The 24,878-nt window shown below is 37.0% G+C and carries 22 protein-coding genes; 14 read left to right on the top strand and 8 right to left on the bottom strand.

The features are described from left to right. Nucleotides 1-64 precede the first annotated feature (64 nt). The 6 genes from hemF (at nucleotide 65) to J1905_RS06690 (ending at nucleotide 8,842) form a co-directional block, all read left to right on the top strand. Nucleotides 65-961 (top strand): oxygen-dependent coproporphyrinogen oxidase, encoded by an 897-nt coding sequence (hemF, locus tag J1905_RS06665; RefSeq protein ID WP_214226492.1) that lies wholly within the window; start codon nucleotides 65-67, stop codon nucleotides 959-961. Nucleotides 962-1,082: 121 nt separating this feature from the next. Then, the gene (gyrA, locus tag J1905_RS06670) at nucleotides 1,083-3,680 is read left to right on the top strand and encodes a DNA gyrase subunit A (RefSeq protein ID WP_214226494.1); all 2,598 of its coding nucleotides are present in this window, start codon (nucleotides 1,083-1,085) and stop codon (nucleotides 3,678-3,680) included. Between the two features lie 32 nt (nucleotides 3,681-3,712). After that, the gene (locus J1905_RS06675) at nucleotides 3,713-4,786 is read left to right on the top strand and encodes a tetratricopeptide repeat protein (protein WP_214226495.1); all 1,074 of its coding nucleotides are present in this window, start codon (nucleotides 3,713-3,715) and stop codon (nucleotides 4,784-4,786) included. 67 nt (nucleotides 4,787-4,853) lie between these two features. Then, nucleotides 4,854-6,002 carry a tetratricopeptide repeat protein gene (locus J1905_RS06680; protein ID WP_214226497.1) on the top strand — a complete coding sequence of 383 codons (1,149 nt, stop codon included), beginning with the start codon at nucleotides 4,854-4,856 and terminating at the stop codon, nucleotides 6,000-6,002. Between the two features lie 219 nt (nucleotides 6,003-6,221). Continuing rightward, a complete protein-coding gene (locus J1905_RS06685; RefSeq protein WP_214226499.1) occupies nucleotides 6,222-8,381 on the top strand; it encodes an FUSC family protein in 2,160 nt (719 codons plus the stop codon). Nucleotides 8,382-8,431: 50 nt separating this feature from the next. Next, complete coding sequence (locus J1905_RS06690) at nucleotides 8,432-8,842, top strand: organic hydroperoxide resistance protein (protein ID WP_214226505.1); 411 nt, start codon at nucleotides 8,432-8,434, stop codon at nucleotides 8,840-8,842. Between the two features lie 76 nt (nucleotides 8,843-8,918). On the opposite strand, the gene bioB is transcribed toward J1905_RS06690, so the two are convergent. Genes bioB through J1905_RS06710 form a run of 4 tightly spaced genes read right to left on the bottom strand, consistent with a single transcriptional unit; the run spans nucleotide 8,919 to nucleotide 13,063 of the window. Beyond that, nucleotides 8,919-9,929 (bottom strand): biotin synthase BioB, encoded by a 1,011-nt coding sequence (gene bioB / locus J1905_RS06695; protein WP_214226507.1) that lies wholly within the window; start codon nucleotides 9,927-9,929, stop codon nucleotides 8,919-8,921. Nucleotides 9,930-9,948: 19 nt separating this feature from the next. Next, a complete protein-coding gene (gene mgtE / locus J1905_RS06700; RefSeq protein ID WP_214226508.1) occupies nucleotides 9,949-11,298 on the bottom strand; it encodes a magnesium transporter in 1,350 nt (449 codons plus the stop codon). 27 nt (nucleotides 11,299-11,325) lie between these two features. Further along, a complete protein-coding gene (gene corA / locus J1905_RS06705; RefSeq protein WP_214226509.1) occupies nucleotides 11,326-12,447 on the bottom strand; it encodes a magnesium/cobalt transporter CorA in 1,122 nt (373 codons plus the stop codon). 1 nt (nucleotide 12,448) lies between these two features. Then, the gene (locus tag J1905_RS06710; protein ID WP_214226510.1) at nucleotides 12,449-13,063 is read right to left on the bottom strand and encodes a WbqC family protein; all 615 of its coding nucleotides are present in this window, start codon (nucleotides 13,061-13,063) and stop codon (nucleotides 12,449-12,451) included. A 38-nt stretch (nucleotides 13,064-13,101) separates the two neighbouring features. On the opposite strand from J1905_RS06710, the gene J1905_RS06715 reads away from it, so the two are divergent. Beyond that, nucleotides 13,102-13,974, top strand: a complete 873-nt coding sequence (locus tag J1905_RS06715) for a lysophospholipid acyltransferase family protein (RefSeq protein ID WP_214226511.1) — start codon at nucleotides 13,102-13,104, stop codon at nucleotides 13,972-13,974. 12 nt (nucleotides 13,975-13,986) lie between these two features. Continuing rightward, nucleotides 13,987-15,003: a glycosyltransferase family 2 protein gene (locus tag J1905_RS06720; protein ID WP_214226512.1), complete on the top strand. Its 1,017-nt coding sequence runs from the start codon at nucleotides 13,987-13,989 to the stop codon at nucleotides 15,001-15,003. Nucleotides 15,004-15,040: 37 nt separating this feature from the next. Here the strand turns inward: J1905_RS06720 and J1905_RS06725 are convergent, their stop codons facing one another. Both J1905_RS06725 and aroQ read right to left on the bottom strand, forming a co-directional pair. Beyond that, nucleotides 15,041-16,009, bottom strand: a complete 969-nt coding sequence (locus tag J1905_RS06725; RefSeq protein ID WP_214226513.1) for a M20/M25/M40 family metallo-hydrolase — start codon at nucleotides 16,007-16,009, stop codon at nucleotides 15,041-15,043. A 4-nt stretch (nucleotides 16,010-16,013) separates the two neighbouring features. Further along, a complete protein-coding gene (aroQ, locus tag J1905_RS06730; RefSeq protein ID WP_214226514.1) occupies nucleotides 16,014-16,433 on the bottom strand; it encodes a type II 3-dehydroquinate dehydratase in 420 nt (139 codons plus the stop codon). A 44-nt stretch (nucleotides 16,434-16,477) separates the two neighbouring features. Between aroQ and xerD the strand changes: the two genes are divergently transcribed. Next, nucleotides 16,478-17,377, top strand: a complete 900-nt coding sequence (gene xerD, locus J1905_RS06735) for a site-specific tyrosine recombinase XerD (RefSeq protein ID WP_214226515.1) — start codon at nucleotides 16,478-16,480, stop codon at nucleotides 17,375-17,377. Nucleotides 17,378-17,394: 17 nt separating this feature from the next. Here the strand turns inward: xerD and prmC are convergent, their stop codons facing one another. Continuing rightward, nucleotides 17,395-18,252 carry a peptide chain release factor N(5)-glutamine methyltransferase gene (gene prmC, locus J1905_RS06740; protein ID WP_214226516.1) on the bottom strand — a complete coding sequence of 286 codons (858 nt, stop codon included), beginning with the start codon at nucleotides 18,250-18,252 and terminating at the stop codon, nucleotides 17,395-17,397. Between the two features lie 48 nt (nucleotides 18,253-18,300). Here prmC and ribD point away from each other — a divergent pair, with 48 nt between their 5' ends. From ribD to J1905_RS06765, 5 genes are all read left to right on the top strand, one after another. Next, complete coding sequence (gene ribD, locus J1905_RS06745; protein ID WP_214226517.1) at nucleotides 18,301-19,347, top strand: bifunctional diaminohydroxyphosphoribosylaminopyrimidine deaminase/5-amino-6-(5-phosphoribosylamino)uracil reductase RibD; 1,047 nt, start codon at nucleotides 18,301-18,303, stop codon at nucleotides 19,345-19,347. A gap of 4 nt (nucleotides 19,348-19,351) precedes the next feature. Further along, nucleotides 19,352-20,218, top strand: a complete 867-nt coding sequence (locus J1905_RS06750) for an EamA family transporter (RefSeq protein ID WP_214226518.1) — start codon at nucleotides 19,352-19,354, stop codon at nucleotides 20,216-20,218. Beyond that, on the top strand, nucleotides 20,208-20,822 hold the full coding sequence (locus J1905_RS06755; RefSeq protein ID WP_214226519.1) for a YigZ family protein: 615 nt from the start codon (nucleotides 20,208-20,210) through the stop codon (nucleotides 20,820-20,822). Before J1905_RS06750 ends, J1905_RS06755 begins: the two co-directional genes overlap by 11 nt. Before the next feature lie 53 nt (nucleotides 20,823-20,875). Further along, nucleotides 20,876-21,754 carry a nucleoside phosphorylase gene (locus J1905_RS06760; protein WP_214226520.1) on the top strand — a complete coding sequence of 293 codons (879 nt, stop codon included), beginning with the start codon at nucleotides 20,876-20,878 and terminating at the stop codon, nucleotides 21,752-21,754. A 158-nt stretch (nucleotides 21,755-21,912) separates the two neighbouring features. Further along, nucleotides 21,913-22,233, top strand: a complete 321-nt coding sequence (locus J1905_RS06765) for a hypothetical protein (protein ID WP_214226521.1) — start codon at nucleotides 21,913-21,915, stop codon at nucleotides 22,231-22,233. A 77-nt stretch (nucleotides 22,234-22,310) separates the two neighbouring features. Here the strand turns inward: J1905_RS06765 and J1905_RS06770 are convergent, their stop codons facing one another. Next, nucleotides 22,311-24,596, bottom strand: a complete 2,286-nt coding sequence (locus J1905_RS06770) for a GH92 family glycosyl hydrolase (protein ID WP_214226522.1) — start codon at nucleotides 24,594-24,596, stop codon at nucleotides 22,311-22,313. Nucleotides 24,597-24,878 lie beyond the last annotated feature (282 nt).

A 24,878-nucleotide genomic window follows, 5' to 3' on the forward strand; every position in this document is an offset into this window, starting at 1 on the left:
ATCTGAAAATTAAAGGAATGATGCCTTTTTATTAAGGTTAACTTTGGTGTATAGTTTTAAAGAAATGGTGTTTAAAGATAGAGTAGTAGAGGCTTATCAGCAAATTCAGGATCAGATTTGCAAAAGCCTGGAGTTGGCGGATGGTAAAGCCAAGTTTGAAGAAGAGATTTGGAATAGAGATGGCGGCGGCGGTGGTCGTACCCGTATTATGCAACATGGCAATGTTATTGAAAAGGGTGGAGTTAACTTCTCTGCTGTTCATGGTAAATTGCCTGATGCAATAAAAAAGGCATTTAAAGTTGATAGCGATGAGTTTTTTGCAACAGGCGTATCCATTGTAATGCACCCAAATAATCCATTTGTACCGATTATTCACATGAATATCAGGTATTTTGAGATGAACGACGAAACAAGATGGTTTGGTGGAGGCATAGATTTAACCCCGCATTACATTATCGATACTGATGCCCGATATTTCCATCACCTTTTAAAGCAAACCTGCGACCAATTTGATGCTTCTTTTTACCCTAAATTTAAAGCTCATGCGGATGATTATTTCTTCATCAAACATCGCGAAGAAACAAGGGGAGTAGGCGGTATTTTTTACGACAGATTGAAACCAGAAAACACCGGTTTATCATTTGATCAGCTTCTCGATTTTTCTATCGCCGTTGGAAATACATTTATTCCTGCTTATACTGAACTGATTGATAGAAACAGAGATAAGGAATTTGATGAACATCAACAGGAATGGCAATACCTACGAAGAAGCAGGTATGCTGAATTTAATTTGGTATATGATGCCGGAACAAAATTTGGTCTTGAAACCAATGGCAGAATTGAATCAATATTAATGAGTTTGCCACCAATGGCCAAATGGGTATACAATCACCAGACCCTTCCTGACAGCGAAGAATCGTATACTTTAAGCAAGCTTAAAAAAGGCATTGAATGGGCCTGATAATAGCCTAATTTTTACTTTAAAATTTTTCCACAATGCGCCTTAATGGCGCTTTTTTTATTAGATTCGCAAGGTTATAAGAATACCACATTTAAATCGTTCTTAAGGAACATTACTATTTATGGCAGAAGATTTAGAAAATCAAGAAAACGACAAAATAATAAGGATCGATATTGACGAGCAAATGAAATCAGCTTACATCGATTATTCGATGTCGGTTATCGTATCAAGGGCTCTACCTGATGTACGTGATGGATTAAAACCTGTACACCGCCGGGTGTTATTCGGGATGCTCGATTTAGGATTAGCAAACAATAAACCATATAAAAAATCTGCACGTATTGTAGGTGAGGTACTGGGTAAGTATCACCCACATGGTGACTCATCTGTATACAATACCATGGTAAGGATGGCTCAGGAATGGAGCTTACGTTACTTGATGGTTGAAGGACAGGGTAACTTTGGATCAATTGATGGTGACTCTCCGGCGGCAATGCGTTATACGGAGGCTCGTTTCCAGAAGATAGCTGAAGATATGCTTGCTGATATCAATAAAGATACAGTAGATTTTCAGTTTAACTTTGATGATTCATTACAGGAACCAACAGTTCTTCCTTCAAAAGTTCCAAACTTATTAATCAATGGATCATCGGGTATTGCAGTAGGTATGGCTACAAATATGCCTCCTCACAACATTACTGAAACAATTAATGCAACTATAGCCTATATTGAAAACAACGAGGTTACTGTTGCTGAATTGATGAAACATATCAAAGCACCGGATTTCCCAACAGGAGCCATAATTTATGGTTACAATGGTGTTCAGGAAGCATTTGAAACTGGAAGAGGCCGTATCGTTATGCGTGCCAAAGCCGAAATTGAAACAACAAAAGACCGCGAAACCATTATCGTTACTGAGATACCTTATCAGGTAAACAAGGCAATGATGATTGAGCGCACAGCTGAACTTGTTGGTGAGAAAAAAATTGAAGGAATTTCGAACATTAAAGATGAGTCTAACAAAGATGGTATCCGTATTGTTTATGAAATTAAACGTGATGCAAATGCTTCAATAGTACTAAATAACTTATTTAAGCAAACTGCTTTACAGACCTCATTTAGTGTAAATAATATTGCACTTGTTAAAGGCAGACCTCAATTATTAAACTTAAAAGATCTAATCCAATATTTTGTTGAGCACCGTCACGAAGTAGTGATTCGCAGAACAAAGTTTGAATTGTCTGAAGCACAAAAACGTGCACATATCTTAGAAGGTTTGTTAATTGCGCTTGATCATTTAGATGAAGTAATTAAATTGATCCGTAACTCAAATACTCCGGAAGAAGCTAGAGTAGGTTTGATGGAGAAATTTGGATTAAGTGATCTTCAAGCCAGAGCTATCCTTGATATGACACTCCGCAGGTTAACTGGTCTGGAGCGTGATAAAATTAAAGATGAGTACAACGAGTTAATGAAACTTATAGAATACCTACAGTCTATTTTAGATGATGAAGGTAAACGTATGGAGATCATCACAAATGAGCTTATTGAAATGAGAGATAAATACGGTGATGAGCGTAGAACTCAGATCGTACACTCCGCAGAAGACATGAGTATGGAAGATTTCATTGAAGATGAGGACGTAGTAATCACCATCTCTCATGAAGGCTATATTAAACGTACTCCTGCAACTGAATATCGTACTCAGGGAAGAGGTGGAAAAGGTTCAAAAGGCAGTGATTCAAGAAATGAGGATTTCATTGAACACATGTTAATTGCATCAAACCATAACTATATGTTGTTCTTTACAGAAACTGGTCGTTGTTTCTGGTTAAGAGTATACGAAATTCCTGAAGGCTCTAGATTAAGTAAAGGAAGAGCAATACAGAACATCATTAATATCCCTAAAGAAGAAAAAATTAAAGCCTTTATTAAGGTTAAAAACCTTAAAGATCAGGAGTACCTTGAGAATAACTATATTATCATGTGTACCAAAAAAGGAACAATTAAGAAAACTTCTTTAGAGGCATATTCAAGGCCTAGGGTTAACGGTATCAATGCAATAAACATCAACGAAGGAGATCAATTATTAGAGGCAAGTTTAACTACCGGAACAAGTGAAATTGTTATGGCATTACGCTCTGGAAGGGCTATTCGCTTTAATGAGGAGAAAGTTAGACCTATGGGTAGAACTGCAACCGGAGTTCGTGGTGTAACACTTGCACATGAGAATGATGAAGTAGTTGGCATGATTGCTGTTAATGATCCAGGAGCTACTGTTCTTGTTGTATCTGAAAAAGGTTATGGTAAACGTACTGACATCGAAGATTACCGTGTTACAAACAGGGGTGGTAAAGGTGTTAAAACCATTAACGTTACGGAAAAAACCGGGACTCTTGTTGCAATTAAAAACGTAACTGATGCAGATGACTTAATGATCATCAACAAATCAGGTATCGTAATTAGAATTGTGGTTAGCGAATTAAGAGTAATGGGAAGAGCAACGCAAGGTGTTCGCTTAATTAACTTAAAAGGCAACGACGAAATTGCTTCTGTTGCTAGAATAGATCATGATGAGGATGAAGTTGAAGAAACAACTGAAAGTCACATTGTGGTAGACGGCGAAGCGCTTGAAGCGGCTCCTGAAGAGGAAACTACTGAAGACGCTGGTGAAGAGGGAGCAGATGATGAAGGTACTGAAGAGGAAACTGAAGATTAAAAATCAAAATTGTTGAACATATATTAAATAAAATGAAAAAGATACTTTTTAGTTTATTATTTGTAGGTGTTGCCACACTTGCTAATGCGCAAAAGAGTGAAGTCGAAGCTGCCAAAAAACAATGGGCACTTTTGTCTCTAAACAAGGACAAAACTTTGGCTGACAATTTAAAAACTTTGAATGAAGGCTTGGCGCACACTGACAAAGCAATTGCTCATGAAAAATCTAAAGAACTGGTAGAATCATGGTCGTACAGAGCATTATTCGCATCAAGAATCGCTTTAGTAGATTCATTAGATGCTGCTAATTCTTCTGCAAACCAAAAGATCGCTGAAGAAGCTTTAGATAAAGCAAAAACTTTAGATACTAAAGGTAATGAAAAGGATAACATTGAAAATGCAAGATTGACTATTCAGGATGCAATGAGAAACAGGGGAATCTATGCTTACCAAAAGAAAGATTTTGCTGGAGCCTTAGCTGCATTTAATGAAGTAACTGCTAAAAACCCTACTGATACAGCAATGTTTATCAATGCTGGTGTGGTAGCAAAAGAAGCAAAAAACTATCCTGAGGTAGTTAGAAACTTTAAAAAAGCTATTGAGCTGAATTATAAAGATTCTAAAATGCTTTATTCAGACATCATCAAAACTACTTTTGATGAAATAAAAGATAGCGTTGCAGGTATTGCCTTGTTACAAGAAGCGTCAGCTAAATACCCTGAGGATCCATATTTCATCGGTGTTGAAACTGATATCTATCTAAAAAGAGGAGATATCGCTAAATCTCAGGAAATGTTAAATAAATTGGTAGCAAAAGAGCCTAAAAATGCTAACTATCAATCTTTACTTGGAGATACTTACTACAAACAAGCATTGGCAATCCAAACTCAAAGAAATGCTTTAGATCCAAAGAAAACTAAAGAATTTAATGAGTTGGGTGTTAAAATGACTAAATTCATTGATCAGGCAATTCCTTATTACAAAGCTGCCCTTGACATTGATCCAAAGCATGTAAATACATTAGAAAACTTAGCAATCGTTTACGCTTTTAAAAATGATAACGTTAATTATGAAGCCATTAAAAAAAGACTGTCTGAACTAAAATAAAGGCAATAGTTTTTTTGAATATTAAAAGAGGGATAGGTTTATCCCTCTTTTTTTTTAAGTTTGTATTATGAGTAAGATATCTTTTTTAAGCACTATACTTTTAGTTGTAACAACTTGCAATCTGGCCTTTTCTCAAAAGAGTCAACTTTTAATTGCCAGAAATAGCGTAGGTAAATTACAAATGGCCATCAACAACAAACAAGATGCTAATGCACAGCTTGGAATAATAGGGGAAGGGATAAGGGCAAGCGAGGCCGCACAGAATGATAAAAAGACAAAAAAATGGCCTGAAACTTGGGCAATTAAAGCGTATTTGAGCTCTTATGTAGCCATAACAGATCCAAATGAGGGTAACTCAGATAAATATTACGCTTTAGCTATTGACGCTATTGATTCGGCAAAAAGATTGGATAAATTCCAAACCAATACACGTTTAATAGAAGCTTCGATATACAATATCAATATAAAGAAACAAGAAAAGGCAAATGCTGCATTTGCAAAAAATGATTTCACTACCGCATTTGGTTTGCTAAAAGAAGTGAGTGATTTTTTTCCAAAGGATACTGCCTTAGCAATAAACACAGCTCTGGCTGCACAAAACATCAGAGGGTTTGACAATGCTTTAGAATATTTTAAAAGAGCCAAAGAAAACGGAGCAAAAAACCCAGCTATATTTCAGAATCTCGCAAACATATATACTTCAAAACTTGATGTAGATCAAGCTATTAAAACACTTGAAGATGGAATAAAGTTAAATTCCAGCGACGTTAATCTGAATAACAATTACATAAACTTATTGCTTGATAACGAAAGATACAATGAAGCAGCAAAGGTTATTGAAAACACACTTAAGGCCGACACTTCAAACAAACTATTGTATTTTTTATATGGTTATCTACACCAAACCGGTTCTGGTTTGGGAACTGCAGAACTAGCATATAACAAAGCGTTAGGCATTGATGAAAATTATTTTGATGCTTTGTATCAGTTAGGCGTTGCTTATATACAATCTGCCAATGAAGCTTTAAAATTAAATAGTACTGATAAAAATCAAAAGTTTACATCGTTCATAAACAGAGCTGAAGTTTCTTTACTACAAGCTCATGAAATCAATCAGAACGATAAACCGACGGTTCAGTTGTTAATAGAAATCTATACAAGAAAGAACAAGCTTGATAAAGTTCAGGAGCTTAAATCTAAGCTGGAAGAATTCTAATATCTAATTTCATTTTTAAAACATAATTATTAATAATACCCTTTCTAAAGAGGGTATACATTTCATTACTTAACATAATATTAATTATGACTCTTTATTATATGTAATATTAGTAAGCTGTACTATCAGATTTTTTATTATTTTGCAATAAGTGATTTTGCTAATACATAGTTTTAAAAATTGTCAAATTATTGGTATTTGATCCGCTAAATTTGCAATATGTTTGATCGTCCCATAAGAAGTATTCATGATTTCCTGCTTAGCACGTACTTTGCTGACGGCCTGAGAATTACATTCGGCGTACTTTGCCCGTCCTTAATTCTTGCCCAATTTGGAATGCTTCAATTCGGCATGACAGTATCGTTAGGTGCATTATGTGCCAGCGTTGTAGATTCTCCCGGTCCAATTGTGCATCGTAGAAATGCCATGCTAATTACTACTGTTTTAATTACGCTGATATTTATTGTTGTCGGTTTGACAAATAGAAACATCTATTTTACAGGAATCATTATAGCTGTATTTAGCTTTGTTTTTTCTATGCTTTTCTTATACGGACTACGAGCTGCCTCAATTGGTACTGCGGCATTGCTAGTCATGGTATTGAGTATTGATGACATCAGGCCTTGGACGGAAGTTCTATTCTCTGCCTTACTTATTTTTGCCGGCAGCGTTTGGTATACACTCCTTAGTTATTTTTTCTACAGATTAAGACCATTTCGCCTTGTTCAACAGACTCTTAGTGATTCAATTCACTCAGTAAGTGAGTTTTTACGCGCAAAAGCCAAATTTTATCGTCAAAATACTGATTATGATGATAATTATGCTGATTTACTTCAATTGCAGGTAACTGTACACGAAAAGCAAGATGCCGTTAGAGAAGTTTTATTTAAAACTAGAGAAATAGTTAGAGAAACAACACCCGAAGGCAGGTTTCTCCTACTCGTTTTTGTGGATATGGTAGACCTTTTTGAGCAAGTCATGTCTACTTATTACAATTACAAGCAGCTTCATGAACAGTTTGACGCCTCTGGAATCTTAACTCACTATGAATCAGTAATTATAAAGATTGCAGATGAGTTAGATGATATTGCCTTCTCTTTAAAAACGGGGAGTACCCCTAGCCTACCCACTTCCCTAATTGAAGATGTGGATAAGCTAAAAGATGAGATCAATTTACTTGAAGTTAACAACACTAAAAAACAATATAACACTCTAGGTATCATAGCCTTAAAGAACATAGAAGTAAACATAGAGAACATCTTATCCAGGATTAAAACCATTAATGGATATTTCAATAAAAGTGAGAAAAAGAACCTGAAACCTCGTAAAATTGAAGTAGAAAGATTTATAACAAGACAAAACATAGATCATAAATTGCTTTTCGAGAACATAACTTTTAGCTCTTCAACTTTCAGGCATTCCTTAAGGGTAGCTATAGTAATGTTGATTGGCTTTATCGTAGCAAAATCTTTAAGCTTCTCCCATAGTTACTGGATACTATTAACCATACTTGTTATATCAAAGCCGGGCTTTAGTTTAGCTAAAAAAAGAAACATAGAGCGTCTGGTGGGTACAGTCATTGGTGCTTTTGTTGGTATGGGAATACTGGTGTATATCGATGATAAGAATACCTTGTTTGTGATATTACTGATATGCATGATCGGTTGCTATAGCTTTCAGCGCAAAAATTATGTAGTAAGTGTGCTGTTCATGACTCCATATATATTGGTTTTATTTGATTTTCTTGGACTTGGAGGGCTCTCTTTGGCTCGGGAAAGAATCTATGACACACTAATTGGCTCAGGTATTGCGTTGCTGGCCAGCTATTCATTATTTCCAAATTGGGAATATGAAAAGCTCAAAGAAGCTATGATGGATACCCTCACAGCCAACATAAAATACTTTGAACAGGTTAAACTCTTTTATTCAGAGCAAGTTACCGATCTCACCAACTATAAAGTGGCCAGAAAAGAAATTTATGTGGCAACTGCCAACCTTGCTTCTCTATTTCAGCGAATGTTTTCTGAGCCAAAAAGCAAACAGATTTTGATGAAAGAATTACATCAGTTTACAGCTTTAAATCACCTTTTATCATCGTACATAGCAACATTGTCACTTTACAGCAAAGAGCATGCTTTTGTATTCCCAGATTTTGACGAGTTAAATCCAATAACGCAAAATACGGTCTATCTCTTAAATCTGGCTAACGAGAATTTACTAAAGAATACTGGTGTGGTAAATAATGTTCCACTTATCAGAAGAAATATAAGTACTGTTCCTGATGAGCAAAGTGATGCAATAATTATTGCAGAACAGTTCGATATGATCCAAAAAGTTGCATATGACATTTACAAACTGTCAGAAAAAATCAAAATATAAAACTTTAGCCCTGCCGATGTTGTTATAATTCCATTGTTTAAATAATAAATATGGAAAAACTATATACTGCATCCGTAATCGCTAAGGGCGGTCGTGATGGACATATCAAATCTAATGACGGAATAATAGAATTCGATTTAAGAAAACCAAGAGAGCTTGGTGGACAAGGTGGGGCTACAAATCCGGAGCAATTATTTGCTGCTGCCTGGGGAGCATGTTATTTAGGCGCATTAGGTTCAATTGCACAACACGATGGCGTTGATACTTCAGAAGCGACTGTAGATGTTCAAGTGTCTTTTAATAAAGATGGCAACTCGTTTGTTTTATCAGCTGATTTAGATGTACATATTCCTGGGATAAGTACGGAAGAAGCCCAACATCTTGCCGAAAAAGCACACAGGGTATGCCCCTATTCTAAAGCTACTAAGGGCAATATTGAAACAAGAGTTACAGCCTTATAAGTCATAACTTAATCATAAAAAAAGTCCTGAGGTGTATTTACCTCAGGACTTTTTTTATGATTAAGTTATAATGCTATTAAACTGCTGCTTCAGTTTGCTTATCTGCAATTGTATTGGCAGGTCTGCCATTTTTAAAAGCATCGCGCGTTTTTAAGCCTAACAATTCAAACATAGCCATATCATCAACGAAGGCCGGATTTGGTGTAGTCAATAATTTATCACCTGCAAAAATTGAGCTTGCACCTGCCATAAAGCAAAATGCCTGTTCTAGCGTACTCATTTCATTTCTACCTGCCGAAAGACGAACAACCGAATTTGGCATTACAATACGGGCAGTAGCAATCATTCTAACCATATCCCAAATCGGAACACGCGGTTGCGATTCAAGCGGCGTTCCTTTTACAGGAACCAACGCGTTTACCGGAACTGACTCAGGGTGAACAGCCATATTAGCTAATGTCTGTAGCATAGAAACACGGTCTTCCTCAGTTTCGCCTAATCCAATAATACCACCACTACATACCGTTAATTTTGCTTTGCGTACATTTTTTATAGTATTCAAGCGGTCATCATAAGTACGGGTTGAGATGATACGTTTATAGTCATCCTCTGAAGTATCTATATTATGATTATAAGCATATAAGCCTGCATCAGCAAGTCGTTGAGCCTGGTTTTCGGTAAGCATACCTAAGGTACAACATACCTCCATATCCATATCATTTACAGCCTTCACCATTTCAATTACACGGTCAAAGTCACGGTTATCACGTACTTCGCGCCATGCCGCACCCATACACAAACGTGATGCGCCACCCTCTTTGGCTTTAACGGCTGCACTTACTACCTGGCTCACCTGCATTAGCGGCTGAACTTCCAATTCAGTATGGTAGCGTGCTGCCTGCGGACAATAAGAGCAATCCTCAGCACAACCACCTGTTTTAATTGAGATCAAAGAACTTACCTGTACTTCTGAGTAGTCCTTATTCTCGCGGTGTATTGTTGCGGCCTCGTAAACGAGATCCAAAAAAGGCTTATGATATATAGCTGATATTTCTTCTTTTGTCCAGTTGTGTTTTGTTGGTTGCATATAATAATGAATAATAGAATTAAAGTAAAAGTTTGCTCGCTAATCCTAGCAGCAGCAAAAATCCGAAAACATCTGTAAATGTTGTAATAATTATTGAAGAAGCAATGGCCGGATCAATTCCAACCCGCTTTAAAATTAAAGGAATACCTGCTCCGGTAATACCGGCTATTAATAAATTGCCTGTCATGGCCAGAAAAATCACCAATCCAAGCATCGGATTCGAGTCAAAGAATACGGCGAATAAAAACACTATTAATCCCGTTACCGCACCGTTTATAAGACCTACGGTAACTTCCTTTAATACCGTTCTGTAAGCCTGGTTATCCGTTAAGTCATATAATGAAATCCTTCTTACGGTTACAGCAAGCGCCTGTGTGGCCGCATTACCGCCCATTCCGGCTATAATTGTCATGTAAGCAGGAAGAACATCAATAAGCTTAATGGTGGGCTCAAAATGACGGATAACACCTGAGGCAAGAAATGCTGTCCCTAAGTTTAATATCAACCATGGTAAACGCGACTTTACAGCTTCAATCCAGTTACCGCTCAGTTCCTCATCTTCCGATACCCCGGATATCTTCAAGATATCTTCCGTGTTCTCATCTTCCAGAACGTCGATAACATCGTCAAAAGTTACTTTTCCAAGCAGCTTCATATTATCATCCAAAACCGGAATACTGGTTATGTTATATTGAGAAATAAGCCTCGCAACCTCTTCCTGATCCGTATCCGGATGAACCCATGCAACCTCAGCTTTAACAAGTTCTGTTATTTTCACATTGCCTTTAGCTTTAATGATATCCTTTAAAGAAACAATCCCTTGAAAGGTATTTTCATCATCAATAACATAAACGGTATAAAACTCTTCGATTTCTTCACTTTGGCGGATGATCTCATCGATTGCATCCTTTTTGGTAAGATTTAGATTGATACGGATAAACTCCGTATTCATCAAACCACCTGCAGTTTCTTCGTGGTAACTTAATAAGTTACGGATGCTGGATGCATCATCTTCACTCAGGTCGCCAAGAATCTCTTTCTGCTCGTGTTCCTCCAGCTGAGAAATGATGTCCGTAGCATCATCATAATCCAGCTCTTCAACAATCTCTGTACGCTTATCAGGATGAAGCTGAAGTAAAAGTTCCTCAGGATGTGATTCTTCATGCATTTCCGAGATGACCTCAGACGCAATCTCTACCGATAAGAGATTGATAATACGTTGCCTATCTTCTTTAGTTAAACTTTCGAATAAGATCGCAATTTCAGACGCGTGATATTCTTCGAGGATACCCTTTAGTTCCTCATCACTACCGCCTAAAGCAGCCTTAATCTTAGATACGTCTGTTTTGTCTAGATCGAAAGATTGCATAAGCCGCTAAGGTAAGAATAATCAGTCCTATTTAAACCATCCTTTACGCCAGAAATATATGATTTGTGCTACTGCGATAAGCCCCATACCAACCATCGTATATAAATAACCATGCGCTGCATACAACTCGGGCATGTTTTTGGGCAATAATTTACCTGTAACCGGATCCTCGATAGCGAAGTTCATTCCGTAAATTCCTGCAATAAAAGTTAAAGGAATAAAGATGGATGAGATAATGGTAAGCACCTTCATAATCTCATTCATTCGGTTACTTATCATAGATAAATACATGTCCAGATTACTAATAGAGATCTCCTTTAAGGATTCAACAACATCAATAATCTGAATGCAATGATCGTAAGCATCTTTAATATAGAGCCTTGTCTGTTCAGTAACCAAACCACTGTCACTTCTCAGTATGTCATTCAGTTTATCCCGTTCCGGCCAAACCACCCTTCTTATACCAATCAGATTTCTTTTAATCATTTGCGTGTCGAACATCACCGATTTATCTGGTTTATCAAACAAACGATCCTCCACGGCATCCAGATCCTCACTCCACATATTTAAAATCACAAAATAAGTATCTACAATGATGTCCATTAAGGCATACATTAAATAACTGCTTCCTGCAATCCTGATGTTGCCTTTTCCGCCTCTTAACCTTGCTCTTATAGGCTCCAGACAATCTTCATAGGTTTCCTGAAGTGTAAACAATGCATTGTCTGTTAACAAAAAAGATACCTGTACATTATCCAGTTCCTTGTTTTCATCCAAATTAAGCATCCTGCTCACGGCGAAATCATACCCCTCATACTCCTCAAACTTAGGTCGTTGGTAAGTCCTGGTGATGTCCTCCAAAACAAGTTTATTTACATTGAAATCACTAGATAAAGTCTCAAACATTTCAAGAGAATTGTATCCTTTAATCTCAATCCAAAACGTAAAACTCTTATCAGCAACTATTTGAGATACATTACTTAAAGAACTAAGTTCTTTAACCTCATAGTGCTCAGCATTATATTTATATAGCTTAATTACAGGTTTTAAAGCATTCTCATCAATGAAAATTAACCCTGGACTAGAGCCCGCTGCCGGCAGCGAATACTTCTTATGCTTATGATGTTTACGTTTTGCCTGTTTACTCATACTATATATATGATTTAGCTTGTGGACCCTGGTTAAACAATAAGTCTACAATACTTAAATTTGGTTTAAACCCTTCTCTGTCATCGAACACCTGAAAATAAGGCTTATATATTGCATTATCCTCAACATTTTTAAAATGTATTTTGTTGGTTCTATAGTCCAGCTCCGAGGGAACATCATCAATGTATTCAGTTGTAAAATCAAGTTTTATATTCTGCTTGAGCTGTTTCAACAACCAATCCACTATTTCAAGGTTGTAATCAAACAGGAATTCATACTCATTATTATAAAAACGAGCGAACTCATCCTCATAAAACTCGAAGTACGCAGAATTGCGATAGCAACTCTCAAGGCTCTTCCAGTGTAGCCTTTGCCAGTTAAAATCGTTACTAATTTTAACATCTTTAACCTTTGTATGTACTTTTTCGCCCCTAATAACGGGCACAATAAGATCCAAACTTCCGTTTGGCGAGTATATTCTTGCTCTGTTTCTGTAGGTTTGTTTAGGGAAATGCTCTTCCTTTTCAATCAAAAAGTTACCTTCAAAGTCTTTTAAACCAGAAAAATAACTGATCGGTGGAAGATAAAAAAGTGGGAATATAGCTGAACTTTGCATCTGATAATTTATGTTTGCATTCTCAATTCGCCAAATTAATGATAAAAAAAACCTTTTCTTATATAGGAATCTTTTTTTTGAACATTTTGTCTTTGCTCCCAACCCCATTGCTGTACTTCTTTGCAGCGGTATTATACTATCCGCTATATTATATTGTAGGCTACCGTAAAAAGGTTGTGCGGAAAAACCTTACCAATTCATTCCCTAATAAGAGTATTGAGGAGATAATAACAATTGAGAAAGCCTACTACAAACACTTTGCACGTCTTATTTTGGAGACTATAAAAATGGCTTCCATTTCTCAATCCGAGCTTACGAAACGTGTAAAGTTTAACAACCTCGAACTTGTAGAAGAACAAGTTAAAAACAACCAGAGTATATTGGCCTGTACCGGGCATTATTGCAACTGGGAATGGGGAATGCTGGCGCTTAGTAAAGCCATTTCTCCGCAAAACTACGTGATCTATAAGCCTCTTCATAATGAGCTGTTTGATAGTTGGTTCTATAAAATGCGTACTAAATTTGGCAACAGATTTATAGCTATGAGGCAAACGCTTAGAACATTAGCGTCTACAAGGAATGAACTCACCATGTTTTGTTTTGCTAACGACCAAACACCGGCAGGAAACGAGATTCAGTACTGGCTTCCTTTCCTTAATCAAGAAACGCCGGTATTACTTGGATTAGAAAAAATAGCCAAACAAACCAACAGGCCTGTTATCTACTTCAAGATGAAACATATAAAAACCGGTTATTATGAGGTAGATTGTGAGACGGTATGCCTCGATCCAAGTAAAACCGCAGAACATCAAATAACTGACATTAGTTTCAATATCCTTGAAAATATGATCAATGATAACCCTGCTTACTGGCTATGGAGCCATAGGCGATGGAAGCACAATAAACACTAAAACGCAGGATAAATGGAACCAAGTGTAGCAGTAGTGATTTTGAATTGGAATGGGCAGGCGTTGCTTCAGCAATTTTTACCCGGTGTAATTCAATCTAAATACAATAATTTACAATTAATAGTTGGCGACAATGCTTCAACTGACAATTCAGTTGAGTTTGTGCGTGCTAATTATCCTGATATCAGGATAATACAAAATGATGCCAACTACGGATTTGCCGAAGGATATCGCAAAATACTAGAGCAAGTAGAGGCCGATTATTATGTGCTTTTAAACTCAGATGTAGAAGTTCCGGTAAATTGGATACAGCCGGTTATAGATTTGATGCAAAGCGATGACCTGATAGCTGCTGCTCAGCCAAAAATAAAATGGCAAAAAAACAGAAATGAATTTGAATATGCCGGAGCTGCCGGAGGATATTTGGATCTTCATGGGTTTCCATTTTGCAGAGGCAGGTTGTTTGAGACTGTCGAAGCAGATCATGGTCAATACAATAATTCATCAGAGATATTCTGGGCCAGTGGTGCTGCACTGTTCATAAAAAGCAAGCAATGGAAAGAAGTTGGTGGTCTCGACCCCGATTTCTTTGCTCATATGGAAGAAATAGATCTTTGCTGGCGCTTAAAAAACCTTGGCTATAAAGTAGTTTATTGTGCCGATGCAGAAATATATCACGTTGGCGGCGGTACTTTAAGTGCAAACAATCCTTATAAAACCTATTTAAACTTTCGAAACAACCTGATTATTCTTCAAAAGAATTTGCCATTGAGCGATGCTTATTCAAGAATATTTATCAGGATGTGTCTCGATTTTATAGCCTGGATTCACTTTTTACTGCAAGGGAAAACAGATTTTGCTTTTGCGATCAATAAAGCACATTTTCATTTCCTTAAAAGCCTATCGGCCAATGCAAAAAAAAGAACAGCTAAACAGATTAGCTTTCAAAAACACGTTGGCCAATATCCTGCAAGTATAGTATACGCTTACTTTATAAAGAAAATCAGATTTTTCAGTCAGTTAAAAAGCTAGAGATTATGACAGATTGTGCTATAGCATCAATATAACATCAATCCTTTTTCTCAGGAACAAATGATATTACCCCTGCCCTGTTTGCTACGCTTACAATTGCTTTGTAAATATATTCGCAAACCAGTTTTTCGCCAGCTATATTGATATGGGCAATGTCATCTTCCGGTGTATGATATTGTTGGTGACCTCCAGTATGAAAGCCTAGCACAGAGATATTCTTTTTGTAGAACGACACATGATCTGAGCCACCTACATCATAAGGAATCACAATCGGGTTAATACCCACCTGTGGTCCAAGGCTTTTCATTAATTCCATACCACCATCAAAGGAGGCCGCACCACCCATGTACAATTGCTTTTCAGCATTCATACGACCAACCATGTCCATATTCAACATTAGTTTAATAGATGATAACGGAATTAAAGGGTGCTCAACAAAATAGCGAGATCCTAATAAACCTTGTTCTTCAGCACCAAAAGCGATTATAAGCACACTACGCTTTAAATCTTTTCTATTAGCCGATAGTTTCTCCGCAATTTCCAACAAAGCAGCTGTTCCACTCGCATTATCATCAGCACCAGGATGAATACCAACCGTATCAGGCTTTTTAGATGATGGCCCTCCCATTCCCAAATGATCATAATGAGCGCCAAGAACAATAAACTCATTCTTTAAAACAGGATCGCTACCCTCAATAAAACCAATTACATTCTGTGTTTCAACTCTAGGCGTATCCGTAACCCCTTTTTTTACCCTTATTTTGGCAACAAACTCCTGTAGGTAACTATCATTAATTGGCTTAATACCGGCCTTTTTAAAATCCTTAACCAGGTAATTAACAACCTTTTTATTCTGTTTAGTTCCAGGAAAACGACCTGCCATTTTTGGTGAGGCAAGAAACGAAATATGGCCTAAAATCTCTTTTTCAGTAACATCTGTTTGCGCAATAGCACCAAAGCCGATAACAGAACATGCTGCCGTTAGTAAACAAGTCTTAATTTGCATATTTCTAGCCCTTTAGCAAACTTTCGATTGCCAATCTATATCCATCCATACCAAAACCAGTTAAAACGCCCCTACAGTTCTTACCTGTAAGCGAAATGTGCCTATACTCCTCCCTTGCATAAATATTAGATATATGAACCTCAATTACAGGAGTTTTGATAGCTGCAATTGCATCAGCAATGGCTACTGAAGTATGCGTATATGCACCGCCATTTAGTACAATACCATCATAGTCAAAACCAACCTCATGCAGTTTATTTACAAGCTCGCCCTCAACATTACTCTGATAATAATCAATTTCAATGATACTGTACATTTCGCGCAATTGCGGAATATATTGATCAAAGCTTAAATTTCCATAAATACCGGGCTCTCTAACCCCTAAAAGGTTTAAATTTGGGCCGTTAATAATTTGTATCTTCATCAGTTCAAACTTAAAGCTAAAAACTTACATCAGAAAATTTTTGTGTGATTAAAAACCCCTATTTAAAATCGTTTAAAGACTATCTGAAGCTGGAGCGCTCGCTATCAGCCAACTCCATTGATGCCTATTTAACTGATATCGATAAGTTATCACAGTATCTTGAATCGGTAAACAAACCAGTTAATTTTAAGGAGGTTACCAACGAAGACTTAAAGTTGTTTATAACATGGGTAAATGAATTAGGGATGCTTCCAAGTACGCAAGCAAGGGTAATATCAGGGCTCAAATCCTTTTTTAGCTTTATGTTACTTGAGCAGATTATCTCTGTAGATCCGACTGAACTACTGGAATCGCCCCGACTATCTCGCAAGTTACCTGACACACTCAATATCATAGAAATCAACCAGTTAATTGATGCTATTGATGCTTCAAAGCCTGAAGGGATGCGAAATAAAGCCATGCTCGAAACGCTTTACGGGTGTGGTTTGAGGGTTACAGAGCTTATCAGCCTGAGAATATCCAACATCTATTTCGAAAATGAGTATATTAAAGTAATAGGAAAAGGCAATAAAGAACGTATTGTACCAATTGGAACAACCGCTCTTAAGTTCATTAAAATCTACATTGAAGAATCAAGAGTTCATATTAGCATTAAGAAAGGGAATGAAGATTATATCTTTTTAAATCGTGGAGGAACCGGTTTATCAAGGATTTCCGTTTTTACCACTATAAAAGCCTTGGCTATAAAAGCCGGAATAAACAAAAGTATTAGTCCGCATACCTTTAGGCATTCGTTTGCTACACATTTAATAGAAGGCGGTGCCGATTTAAGAGCTGTACAGGAAATGTTAGGTCACTCAAGCATTACTACAACCGAGATTTACACCCACCTGGACAGAGATTATTTAAAAGGAGTGGTTACAGAATTTCACCCAAGAAACTAAACTATAACAATGAAAGACTAATTAGGATGTGAGCAGATAATCATCCTATCCTTTCCTTGCATATCTTTCCTTAACTCTATATTTATAAATGATTTATCAATTAACATCTGCACAGTTTCTTTACCTAAATACTCATTAATCTCGAAACATAAAAGACCATTACTATTCAGGTTTTTAAGGGCAAATTCTGCAATTGCTTCGTAAAATATAAGCGGCTTTTCATCAGAAACAAACAATGCCAAATGGGGCTCATTTTCCAATACATTGTGGTGCATTGCCTTTTGCTCTTCCATTGTTATGTAAGGAGGATTGCTTACAATCAAATTATATTTTTCGTCGCTACTATAATTTAAAATATCAGCATGAATAAAGTTAACTTCAACACTATTTAACAGTGCATTTTCCATTGCAGCGGTCAAAGCACCCTCCGAAACATCAATAGCACTTACCTTAAAATCAGGTCCCAGATTCTTTTTTAAGGAAATAGCGATACAACCGCTTCCCGTTCCAATATCCAGTAGGCTCCCTCCCTTTAATGAAGCTGAATTGCATCTTTCAATAATCCAATCAACAAGTTCTTCAGTTTCCGGGCGGGGAATTAATACAGCAGGATTAACCTTAAAAGTTAAACCATAAAAAACGGCATCACCAATTACGTATTGCAAAGGCTCCCCGGTCTTCAATCTATCTAATACTTGTAGGTAGGCATTGTGTTTAACTTCTTCTACCTCAGTGCTTCCATTTAGCATCAACTGGCTCCTATTGAAACCAGAAATATGCTCCACAATAATATTGAAAATAGAAATTATTTCCTGTTCGTCGTAAATCTCTATTAACTCTTTCGTAAAATGATGCAATAATTGCTTTAAATTCATGCTATGCAAAAGTAAGTAAATCGAACAATATACCTTACTTTTGCTTTAATGACAGATGAACTATATATGCAGCGTTGCCTGGAATTGGCAAAAATGGGGATCGGAAGTGTTAGCCCAAACCCTTTAGTAGGCTGTGTAATAGTAAATAATGATAAAATAATTGGCGAAGGATACCATAAAAAATTTGGTGAAGCCCATGCAGAAGTAAACGCCATAAATGATGTACTTGTAAACCATGGCGATAAAGCAGCCGAATTACTGGCAAATGCAACCGCATATGTAAGTTTAGAACCCTGTGCTCATTTTGGGAAAACCCCTCCTTGTGCTGATTTATTGGTTAAACACCGATTAAAAAGAGTTGTTATTGGCAATACAGATCCATTTGCTGATGTAAATGGGAAAGGAATTGAAAAGCTTAAAAACGCTGGCATCAAAGTAGAAACCGGTGTTCTGCAAAATGAATGTAGTTACTTGAACCGTCGTTTTTTTACAAGAATAAAGCAACAGCGGCCATTTATTATACTTAAATGGGCAACCACAGCAAACGGTTATTTTGCACCTAAAAATAATGTACAACAATGGATAAGCGGTCCGCTGGCAAAAAAACTGGTGCACAAATGGCGCACTGAAGAGGATGCCATACTTATCGGAAAGCAAACCGCAATTGCCGATAATCCGCAATTAAATACCAGAGAATGGCCCGGTAAAAACCCTGTACGAATACTTATTGACCGCAATCTGCAAGTTCCAGCAGATAATCATATCTATAACGACAGTGCAAAAACTATCATTTTAAACGAAGTAAAAACGGAAGTACAAAACAACATTCACTTCGTCCAAATGGAAGATATGCAGTATTACCTTCCTCAGAAAATAGCTTTCCAGTTGTACCTGATGGATATACAATCTGTTATTATTGAAGGTGGGGCAAATATTCTGAATCAGTTTATTCAGGCTAATTTATGGGATGAAGCAAGGATTTTCACCTCAGCCACATCTTGGCAAGATGGTATTGCATCACCCACAATCAATGGCATAATAACAGACCAACATTACCTAGAAAACGACAAATTAACAATCTACCAAAATACCTAAACAAATGATTTACCTGCTCATAAGCATTCTCTGCAGTGTTACCGTCGGAGTACTTTTAAAGCTAGCAAAGAGATATAAAATTAATATCCCTCAGGCAGTTACCTGGAATTACCTCTTTGCAATTGGTTTAAGTATTTTCTTTTTCAAACCTAGCTTCAGAGACCTTGCTTCTACTGCACACTATGATATTTATTTAGGTCTTGGAGTTTTGCTGCCTGTTATTTTCTGGTTCTTAGCAGGTTCTGTCAGAAACATCGGTATTGCCAGAACAGATATTGCACAACGGTTATCGCTGTTTATTCCCATCCTTGCCTCCTATTTTCTTTTTAAAGAGCATTTTACCATCACTAAAATCTGTGGACTTGCGTTGGGTTTTATAGCTATATTTTTCACTTTATATAAGAAAACCAAACAAAGAAGCACAATAGGCAGCTGGTTTTACCCACTTATCGTATTTATAGGTTTTGGAGTAATCGACATACTTTTTAAGCAGGTAGCACAAATCAAATCAATCCCCTACACTACCTCTTTAACCATCGTTTTTATCCTGGCTTTTATCATTTCAATTATCTCTATTTTATACCTTAGGGCGTTCAAAAACCAAAAACTAGAACTGGTCAACTTTCTTTGTGGCTGTGTTTTGGGCTTTTTCAACTTCTTTAATATCCTGTTTTACCTTAAGGCGCATGGTGCGATGGCTGAGAACCCATCAACCGTATTTGCCAGTATGAATATGGGGGTAATCATTCTCGGTAACGTAATAGGTATATTTATTTTTAAGGAGAGTCTAAACAAACTAAACTACTGGGGGCTGTTTTTAGCGCTTGCCGCCATTATTTTAATAACACTATCCAAAATCTATGCTATTTGATGATACTTATAAAACCATATCCGCTGCTTCCGAAGGGGTTTTTAAGGATAAAGGAAGCAAGTTTATTGCTTATGCTTACCCAATTCGTACAGACGAGGAGGTAAAAACTATACTTCAGAACTTACGGTCTGAACACCCAAAAGCCCGACATTTCTGCTGGGCTTTGCGCTTAAGTCCTGACAGAAGTATATTCCGAATTCAGGATGATGGAGAGCCATCAGGCACAGCTGGTCGCCCTATTCTAAATACCCTGCTTTCGGCAGATATTACAAATATTCTTATTGTAGTAGTAAGGTATTTTGGCGGAACACTTCTTGGTGTTCCCGGTTTAATCAACGCTTACAAAACTGCTGCTGCAGAAGCAATTAAAGAAGCTAATGTAGTAGAGAAAACAGTAAACGACATATACGAAATCACCTTCGATTACCTGGTTATGAACGACGTAATGCGCTTAATGAAGGAAGAGCAACTGAACATTCTCGATCAAAACTTCGACAATTCTTGCGTTATTAAGTTTGAAATAAGAAAAGCAAGTTTAAATGCTGTGTTGGGTAAATTGGAAAAGATTGATAACCTAAAAACTAAGTATCTTTTCACAGCTTAAAATTGATAAGCTCGTGCAGGTTTCATAGGTTTGCTATATCAATCTCCACTTTTATGGGAAACAAAATATCAGAAGCAGACCTGATCATTAATCAGGATGGCAGTATTTATCACCTGAACCTCCTACCAGAAGATTTAGCTCAAACAGTTATTACTGTAGGCGACCCCGACAGGGTTTCTGAAGTATCTAAACACTTTGATAGTATAGAGTTTAAAAAAGGGAAACGCGAGTTTATCACTCATACAGGATACCTGGGTAAGAAACGCATTACCGTAATTTCTACAGGTATTGGAACAGACAACATCGATATTGTTTTCAATGAACTTGATGCGCTTGTAAACATTGATTTTGATAAACGAGAAGTTAAAAAAGACCTAACCTCCTTAGATATAATTCGCATTGGCACCTCGGGTGCGATACAACCGGATATCCCTATGGGTACTATCCTTGCTTCCTCTTTTGGTTTAGGATTAGATGCCTTAATGCAATATTATATTCATGAACTATCTGGCGATGAACATAGTATTTTGGATGCTTTTAAATCCAGATTTTCTCATATCAAAGGCATGAACCCATATCTCACAGCAGCCGATAATACCCTACTAAATACCATAGGTAGTGAGATGACAAAAGGAATTACTGTAACGGCCCCAGGTTTCTATGCACCACAAGGCCGACAAGTGAGGGCAAAAAATGCTATACCTGATTTTATCAATTTGTTAAATAATTTTCAGCATGGTAACAATAGAATTACTAACTTAGAAATGGAGACAGCTGGAATTTACGCGTTGGCAAAAGCTCTAGGTCATAAAGCCTTGTCAGTAAGCGCAATACTTGCAAGCCGGGTAAATTTCGAGTTCAGCAAAAACCCTGCAGCAGTTGTAGATAAGGCGATAAAAATGGTTTTAGAGAAAATAAGCAAACAAAAATAGTGTCTCCAATGTTCATTCGGTATGATTAATGTAAGTTTCATTAGAAATAATGTTTTATTCAAATGGATTAATATTATTTAAACAGAAATATACGTTCAATGAGAGAGAGTGTACATTTCAGAGGAATGAGATACTATAAATAGATTAAATGAAGTAATATGTTTGGGAAAATAAAAGAAAGATTAACACTATCAGCTATAAATTCTTCGCTGGTAGGATATGAAGCGAAAGAACTGGACACGGGAAAAAGATTGATATCTGTAATAGCAGGTGTATATATACTACAAAAGGGAATCAGAAATATCCGTAAACATCCGTTTATAGCTGTTGAAGAAGTAGCGCTGGGAAGTATTCTGTTGTATAACGCAGCAAGCGGTTTGAATAAGAAAATAGTTAAAAAACCAACTGAGATATCGGATATGAGAAGAAACCAGATTCAAGGTAACGACCCAAGATCGGATGTTCCTGCATTTGTATAAAAGCAAATTAAAGTACGTAAAACAAAGAAGGTCGATACTAATATCGACCTTCTTTGTTTTACGTTATTTTTGAACTGCTACTTCTTAACTGGTTTAGAAGTCATATAAAACGTTAACTTACCACCTCCTGTGATATCAGAATGCTTTATAGTATTAGAAGCCAGCGCCTTTCCATTTAACACAACCTTCTGAACGTAAACGTTCTTATCGCTCTGATTCACTGCTTCAACAGTAAAGGTTTTTCCATTTTCAAGAGTCAGCACTGCGTTTTTAACAGCAGGACTACCCAACGAATAATCTTCCGAACCCGGTGATACGGGGTAAAAACCTAAAGAAGAAAACATGTACCACGCGCTCATCTGTCCACAATCATCATTACCACCAAGTCCATCAGGAGTTGGCTTATATTGCATTTTCAAGATCATACGTATCTTTTCCTGTGTTTTCCACGGCTGGCCAATCCAATTGTATAGATAAGCAACGTGGTGAGCCGGCTCATTACCATGTACATATCCTCCAATGATACCTTCTCTGGTAATATCCTCTGTTTCAGCAAAAAACTCATCAGGAAGATGCATAGAAAATAAAGAGTCCAATCTCAATCCAACCTTCTTGTTACCGCCCATTTGCTCAATTAAAGCCTTAGGATCCTGAGGCACAAAGAAACTATAGTTCCAGGTATTACCTTCAATAAACCCTTGTCCATGAGTGCTTAATGCATCAAATTCCTTTTTAAATGTACCGTCAAGCATTTTAGGTCTCATAAAACCAATAGACTTATCAAACACATTTTTCCAATTTCCAGAACGTTTAGTAAATTCATCATAAACATCCTTTCTATTCAGTTTTTTAGCTAGCTGAGCAATACACCAATCATCATAAGCATACTCCAATGTGTTAGAAACCGAGGTTCCGCTACGTTCTGCCGGAACATATCCCATATCTATATAATCACCTATCCCTTCATAATCTCGGTGATTAGCTGTAGCTATACAGGCATCCAGCGCCTTATTAGCATCGCCATTGTACACACCCTTAATAATTGCATCTGTTAAAACCGAAACACTATGGTAACCACTCATACACCAATTGTCGTTTGCATAGTGAGACCATATTGGAAGCATTTTAAGTGCACTCTGATCGTAATGAGCCATCATTGACTTAACGATATCGTTATTTCTGGCAGGTTGCATAATGTTTAAGAAAGGATGCAGCGCACGATAAGTATCCCATAAAGAGAACGTGGTGTAATTGTTAAAGCCATCAGCCTTATGTACATTCTGGTCTAGTCCTTTATACTCCCCGTTCACGTCACTATAGTTTGTAGGGTTGATGAATGCATGATACATTGCAGTATAAAAGTTAATCTTATCGTTTTCAGAAGCATCAATCTTGATCTTATTCAACTCCTTGTTCCAATCTGATTGTGCCTGTTGTTTTACCTTTTCAAAATCCCATCCCGGAGCTTCTACTTGCATATTTTCTAAAGCATTCGCTTGACTAACTGGTGATAAAGCAAATTTCACTTTAATCTTTTCCTGATCTTCAGTTTTAAAATCGAAGTACATTCTGATGCGTTTACCAGCTATATCTGGGAAGTTCTTAGTCTGATCAAACTTTCTCCAGAAGCCTTTATATGCCTGTGGCTTGTCGAAATTCTTTTGTCCGTAGGAAGCAAAAGGCTTAGAAAACGACATCGCAAAATATACAGTACGCGTACGTGCCCAGCCATTTGTTTGTCTATAACCCGTAATTAGAGTATCGTTTACCACACGTACAAAAGTCCAGACAGATTTGTCGTCGTAGTTATAAATGCCCGACATCAAGTCTAATATAATATGCGACTCATCAGATTTTGGAAACGTATACTGATGGACACCTACCCTATTTGTTGCGGTAAGTTCAGCTAAAATATTGTGATCGTCTAGTTTAACCTTGTAGTATCCAGCTTCAGCCACTTCATTGTCATGAGAAAATGCCGACCTGAAACCAGATTTAGGATCATCAGCTGTACCCGGATTTAATTGTAATTTACCTTGCGTTGGCATAATCAGGAAATCACCCAAATCAGAGTGCCCAGTCCCACTGAAATGCGTATGACTAAAACCTACTATCGTTTTATCCTCATGTTTATACCCAGCGCAATACTTGTAAACTTCGCCATTGTACTTACCATTAAGTTCGTACGACAAAGTATCTGTATCAGGGCTTAACTGAACAGCCCCAAAAGGAACCGTTGGCCCAGGGTATGTATGTCCCATTTTCTGTGTTCCAATAATTGGCTTCACATATTTTACCAGACTTTGCTGCGCATTTACTAGCACTGGAGCCGATAATAAACAATACAGGAGGAGTTTTTTCATATTTAACTTTAGTTTCTTTTTTTAGTAATGTCTAAGGTATAAAAAAATCATACAAAAAACAGCTTTTTTAGTATTGCTATAACGTTTGACCGAAATAAAGTATTGAACATCAAGAGTACTTTATTTTTGGATACTTAGCTGAAGCTTACCTGGTCCTTAATAAGTGTATCCACTATCTTTTTTAGCGGAGTTTTAATCTTTTTTATAAAAACATTTGCGTAACCCAAAAGTTACCTATATATTTACGTAACCTTTAGGTTACTTATTTATCGAAACCATTTA

This window comes from Pedobacter sp. B4-66, from assembly GCF_018492665.1.
In the GTDB taxonomy this organism is placed as follows: domain Bacteria; phylum Bacteroidota; class Bacteroidia; order Sphingobacteriales; family Sphingobacteriaceae; genus Pedobacter.

What these genes read in the sequence shown, in the direction of transcription:
- hemF (WP_214226492.1), top strand. Translation starts at nt 65, where the DNA reads ATGGTGTTTAAAGATAGAGTAGTAGAGGCTTATCAGCAAATTCAGGAT.
- gyrA (WP_214226494.1), top strand. Translation starts at nt 1,083, where the DNA reads ATGGCAGAAGATTTAGAAAATCAAGAAAACGACAAAATAATAAGGATC.
- J1905_RS06675 (WP_214226495.1), top strand. Translation starts at nt 3,713, where the DNA reads ATGAAAAAGATACTTTTTAGTTTATTATTTGTAGGTGTTGCCACACTT.
- J1905_RS06680 (WP_214226497.1), top strand. Translation starts at nt 4,854, where the DNA reads ATGAGTAAGATATCTTTTTTAAGCACTATACTTTTAGTTGTAACAACT.
- J1905_RS06685 (WP_214226499.1), top strand. Translation starts at nt 6,222, where the DNA reads ATGTTTGATCGTCCCATAAGAAGTATTCATGATTTCCTGCTTAGCACG.
- J1905_RS06690 (WP_214226505.1), top strand. Translation starts at nt 8,432, where the DNA reads ATGGAAAAACTATATACTGCATCCGTAATCGCTAAGGGCGGTCGTGAT.
- bioB (WP_214226507.1), bottom strand. Translation starts at nt 9,929, where the DNA reads ATGCAACCAACAAAACACAACTGGACAAAAGAAGAAATATCAGCTATA.
- mgtE (WP_214226508.1), bottom strand. Translation starts at nt 11,298, where the DNA reads ATGCAATCTTTCGATCTAGACAAAACAGACGTATCTAAGATTAAGGCT.
- corA (WP_214226509.1), bottom strand. Translation starts at nt 12,447, where the DNA reads ATGAGTAAACAGGCAAAACGTAAACATCATAAGCATAAGAAGTATTCG.
- J1905_RS06710 (WP_214226510.1), bottom strand. Translation starts at nt 13,063, where the DNA reads ATGCAAAGTTCAGCTATATTCCCACTTTTTTATCTTCCACCGATCAGT.
- J1905_RS06715 (WP_214226511.1), top strand. Translation starts at nt 13,102, where the DNA reads ATGATAAAAAAAACCTTTTCTTATATAGGAATCTTTTTTTTGAACATT.
- J1905_RS06720 (WP_214226512.1), top strand. Translation starts at nt 13,987, where the DNA reads ATGGAACCAAGTGTAGCAGTAGTGATTTTGAATTGGAATGGGCAGGCG.
- J1905_RS06725 (WP_214226513.1), bottom strand. Translation starts at nt 16,009, where the DNA reads ATGCAAATTAAGACTTGTTTACTAACGGCAGCATGTTCTGTTATCGGC.
- aroQ (WP_214226514.1), bottom strand. Translation starts at nt 16,433, where the DNA reads ATGAAGATACAAATTATTAACGGCCCAAATTTAAACCTTTTAGGGGTT.
- prmC (WP_214226516.1), bottom strand. Translation starts at nt 18,252, where the DNA reads ATGAATTTAAAGCAATTATTGCATCATTTTACGAAAGAGTTAATAGAG.
- ribD (WP_214226517.1), top strand. Translation starts at nt 18,301, where the DNA reads ATGACAGATGAACTATATATGCAGCGTTGCCTGGAATTGGCAAAAATG.
- J1905_RS06750 (WP_214226518.1), top strand. Translation starts at nt 19,352, where the DNA reads ATGATTTACCTGCTCATAAGCATTCTCTGCAGTGTTACCGTCGGAGTA.
- J1905_RS06755 (WP_214226519.1), top strand. Translation starts at nt 20,208, where the DNA reads ATGCTATTTGATGATACTTATAAAACCATATCCGCTGCTTCCGAAGGG.
- J1905_RS06760 (WP_214226520.1), top strand. Translation starts at nt 20,876, where the DNA reads ATGGGAAACAAAATATCAGAAGCAGACCTGATCATTAATCAGGATGGC.
- J1905_RS06765 (WP_214226521.1), top strand. Translation starts at nt 21,913, where the DNA reads ATGTTTGGGAAAATAAAAGAAAGATTAACACTATCAGCTATAAATTCT.
- J1905_RS06770 (WP_214226522.1), bottom strand. Translation starts at nt 24,596, where the DNA reads ATGAAAAAACTCCTCCTGTATTGTTTATTATCGGCTCCAGTGCTAGTA.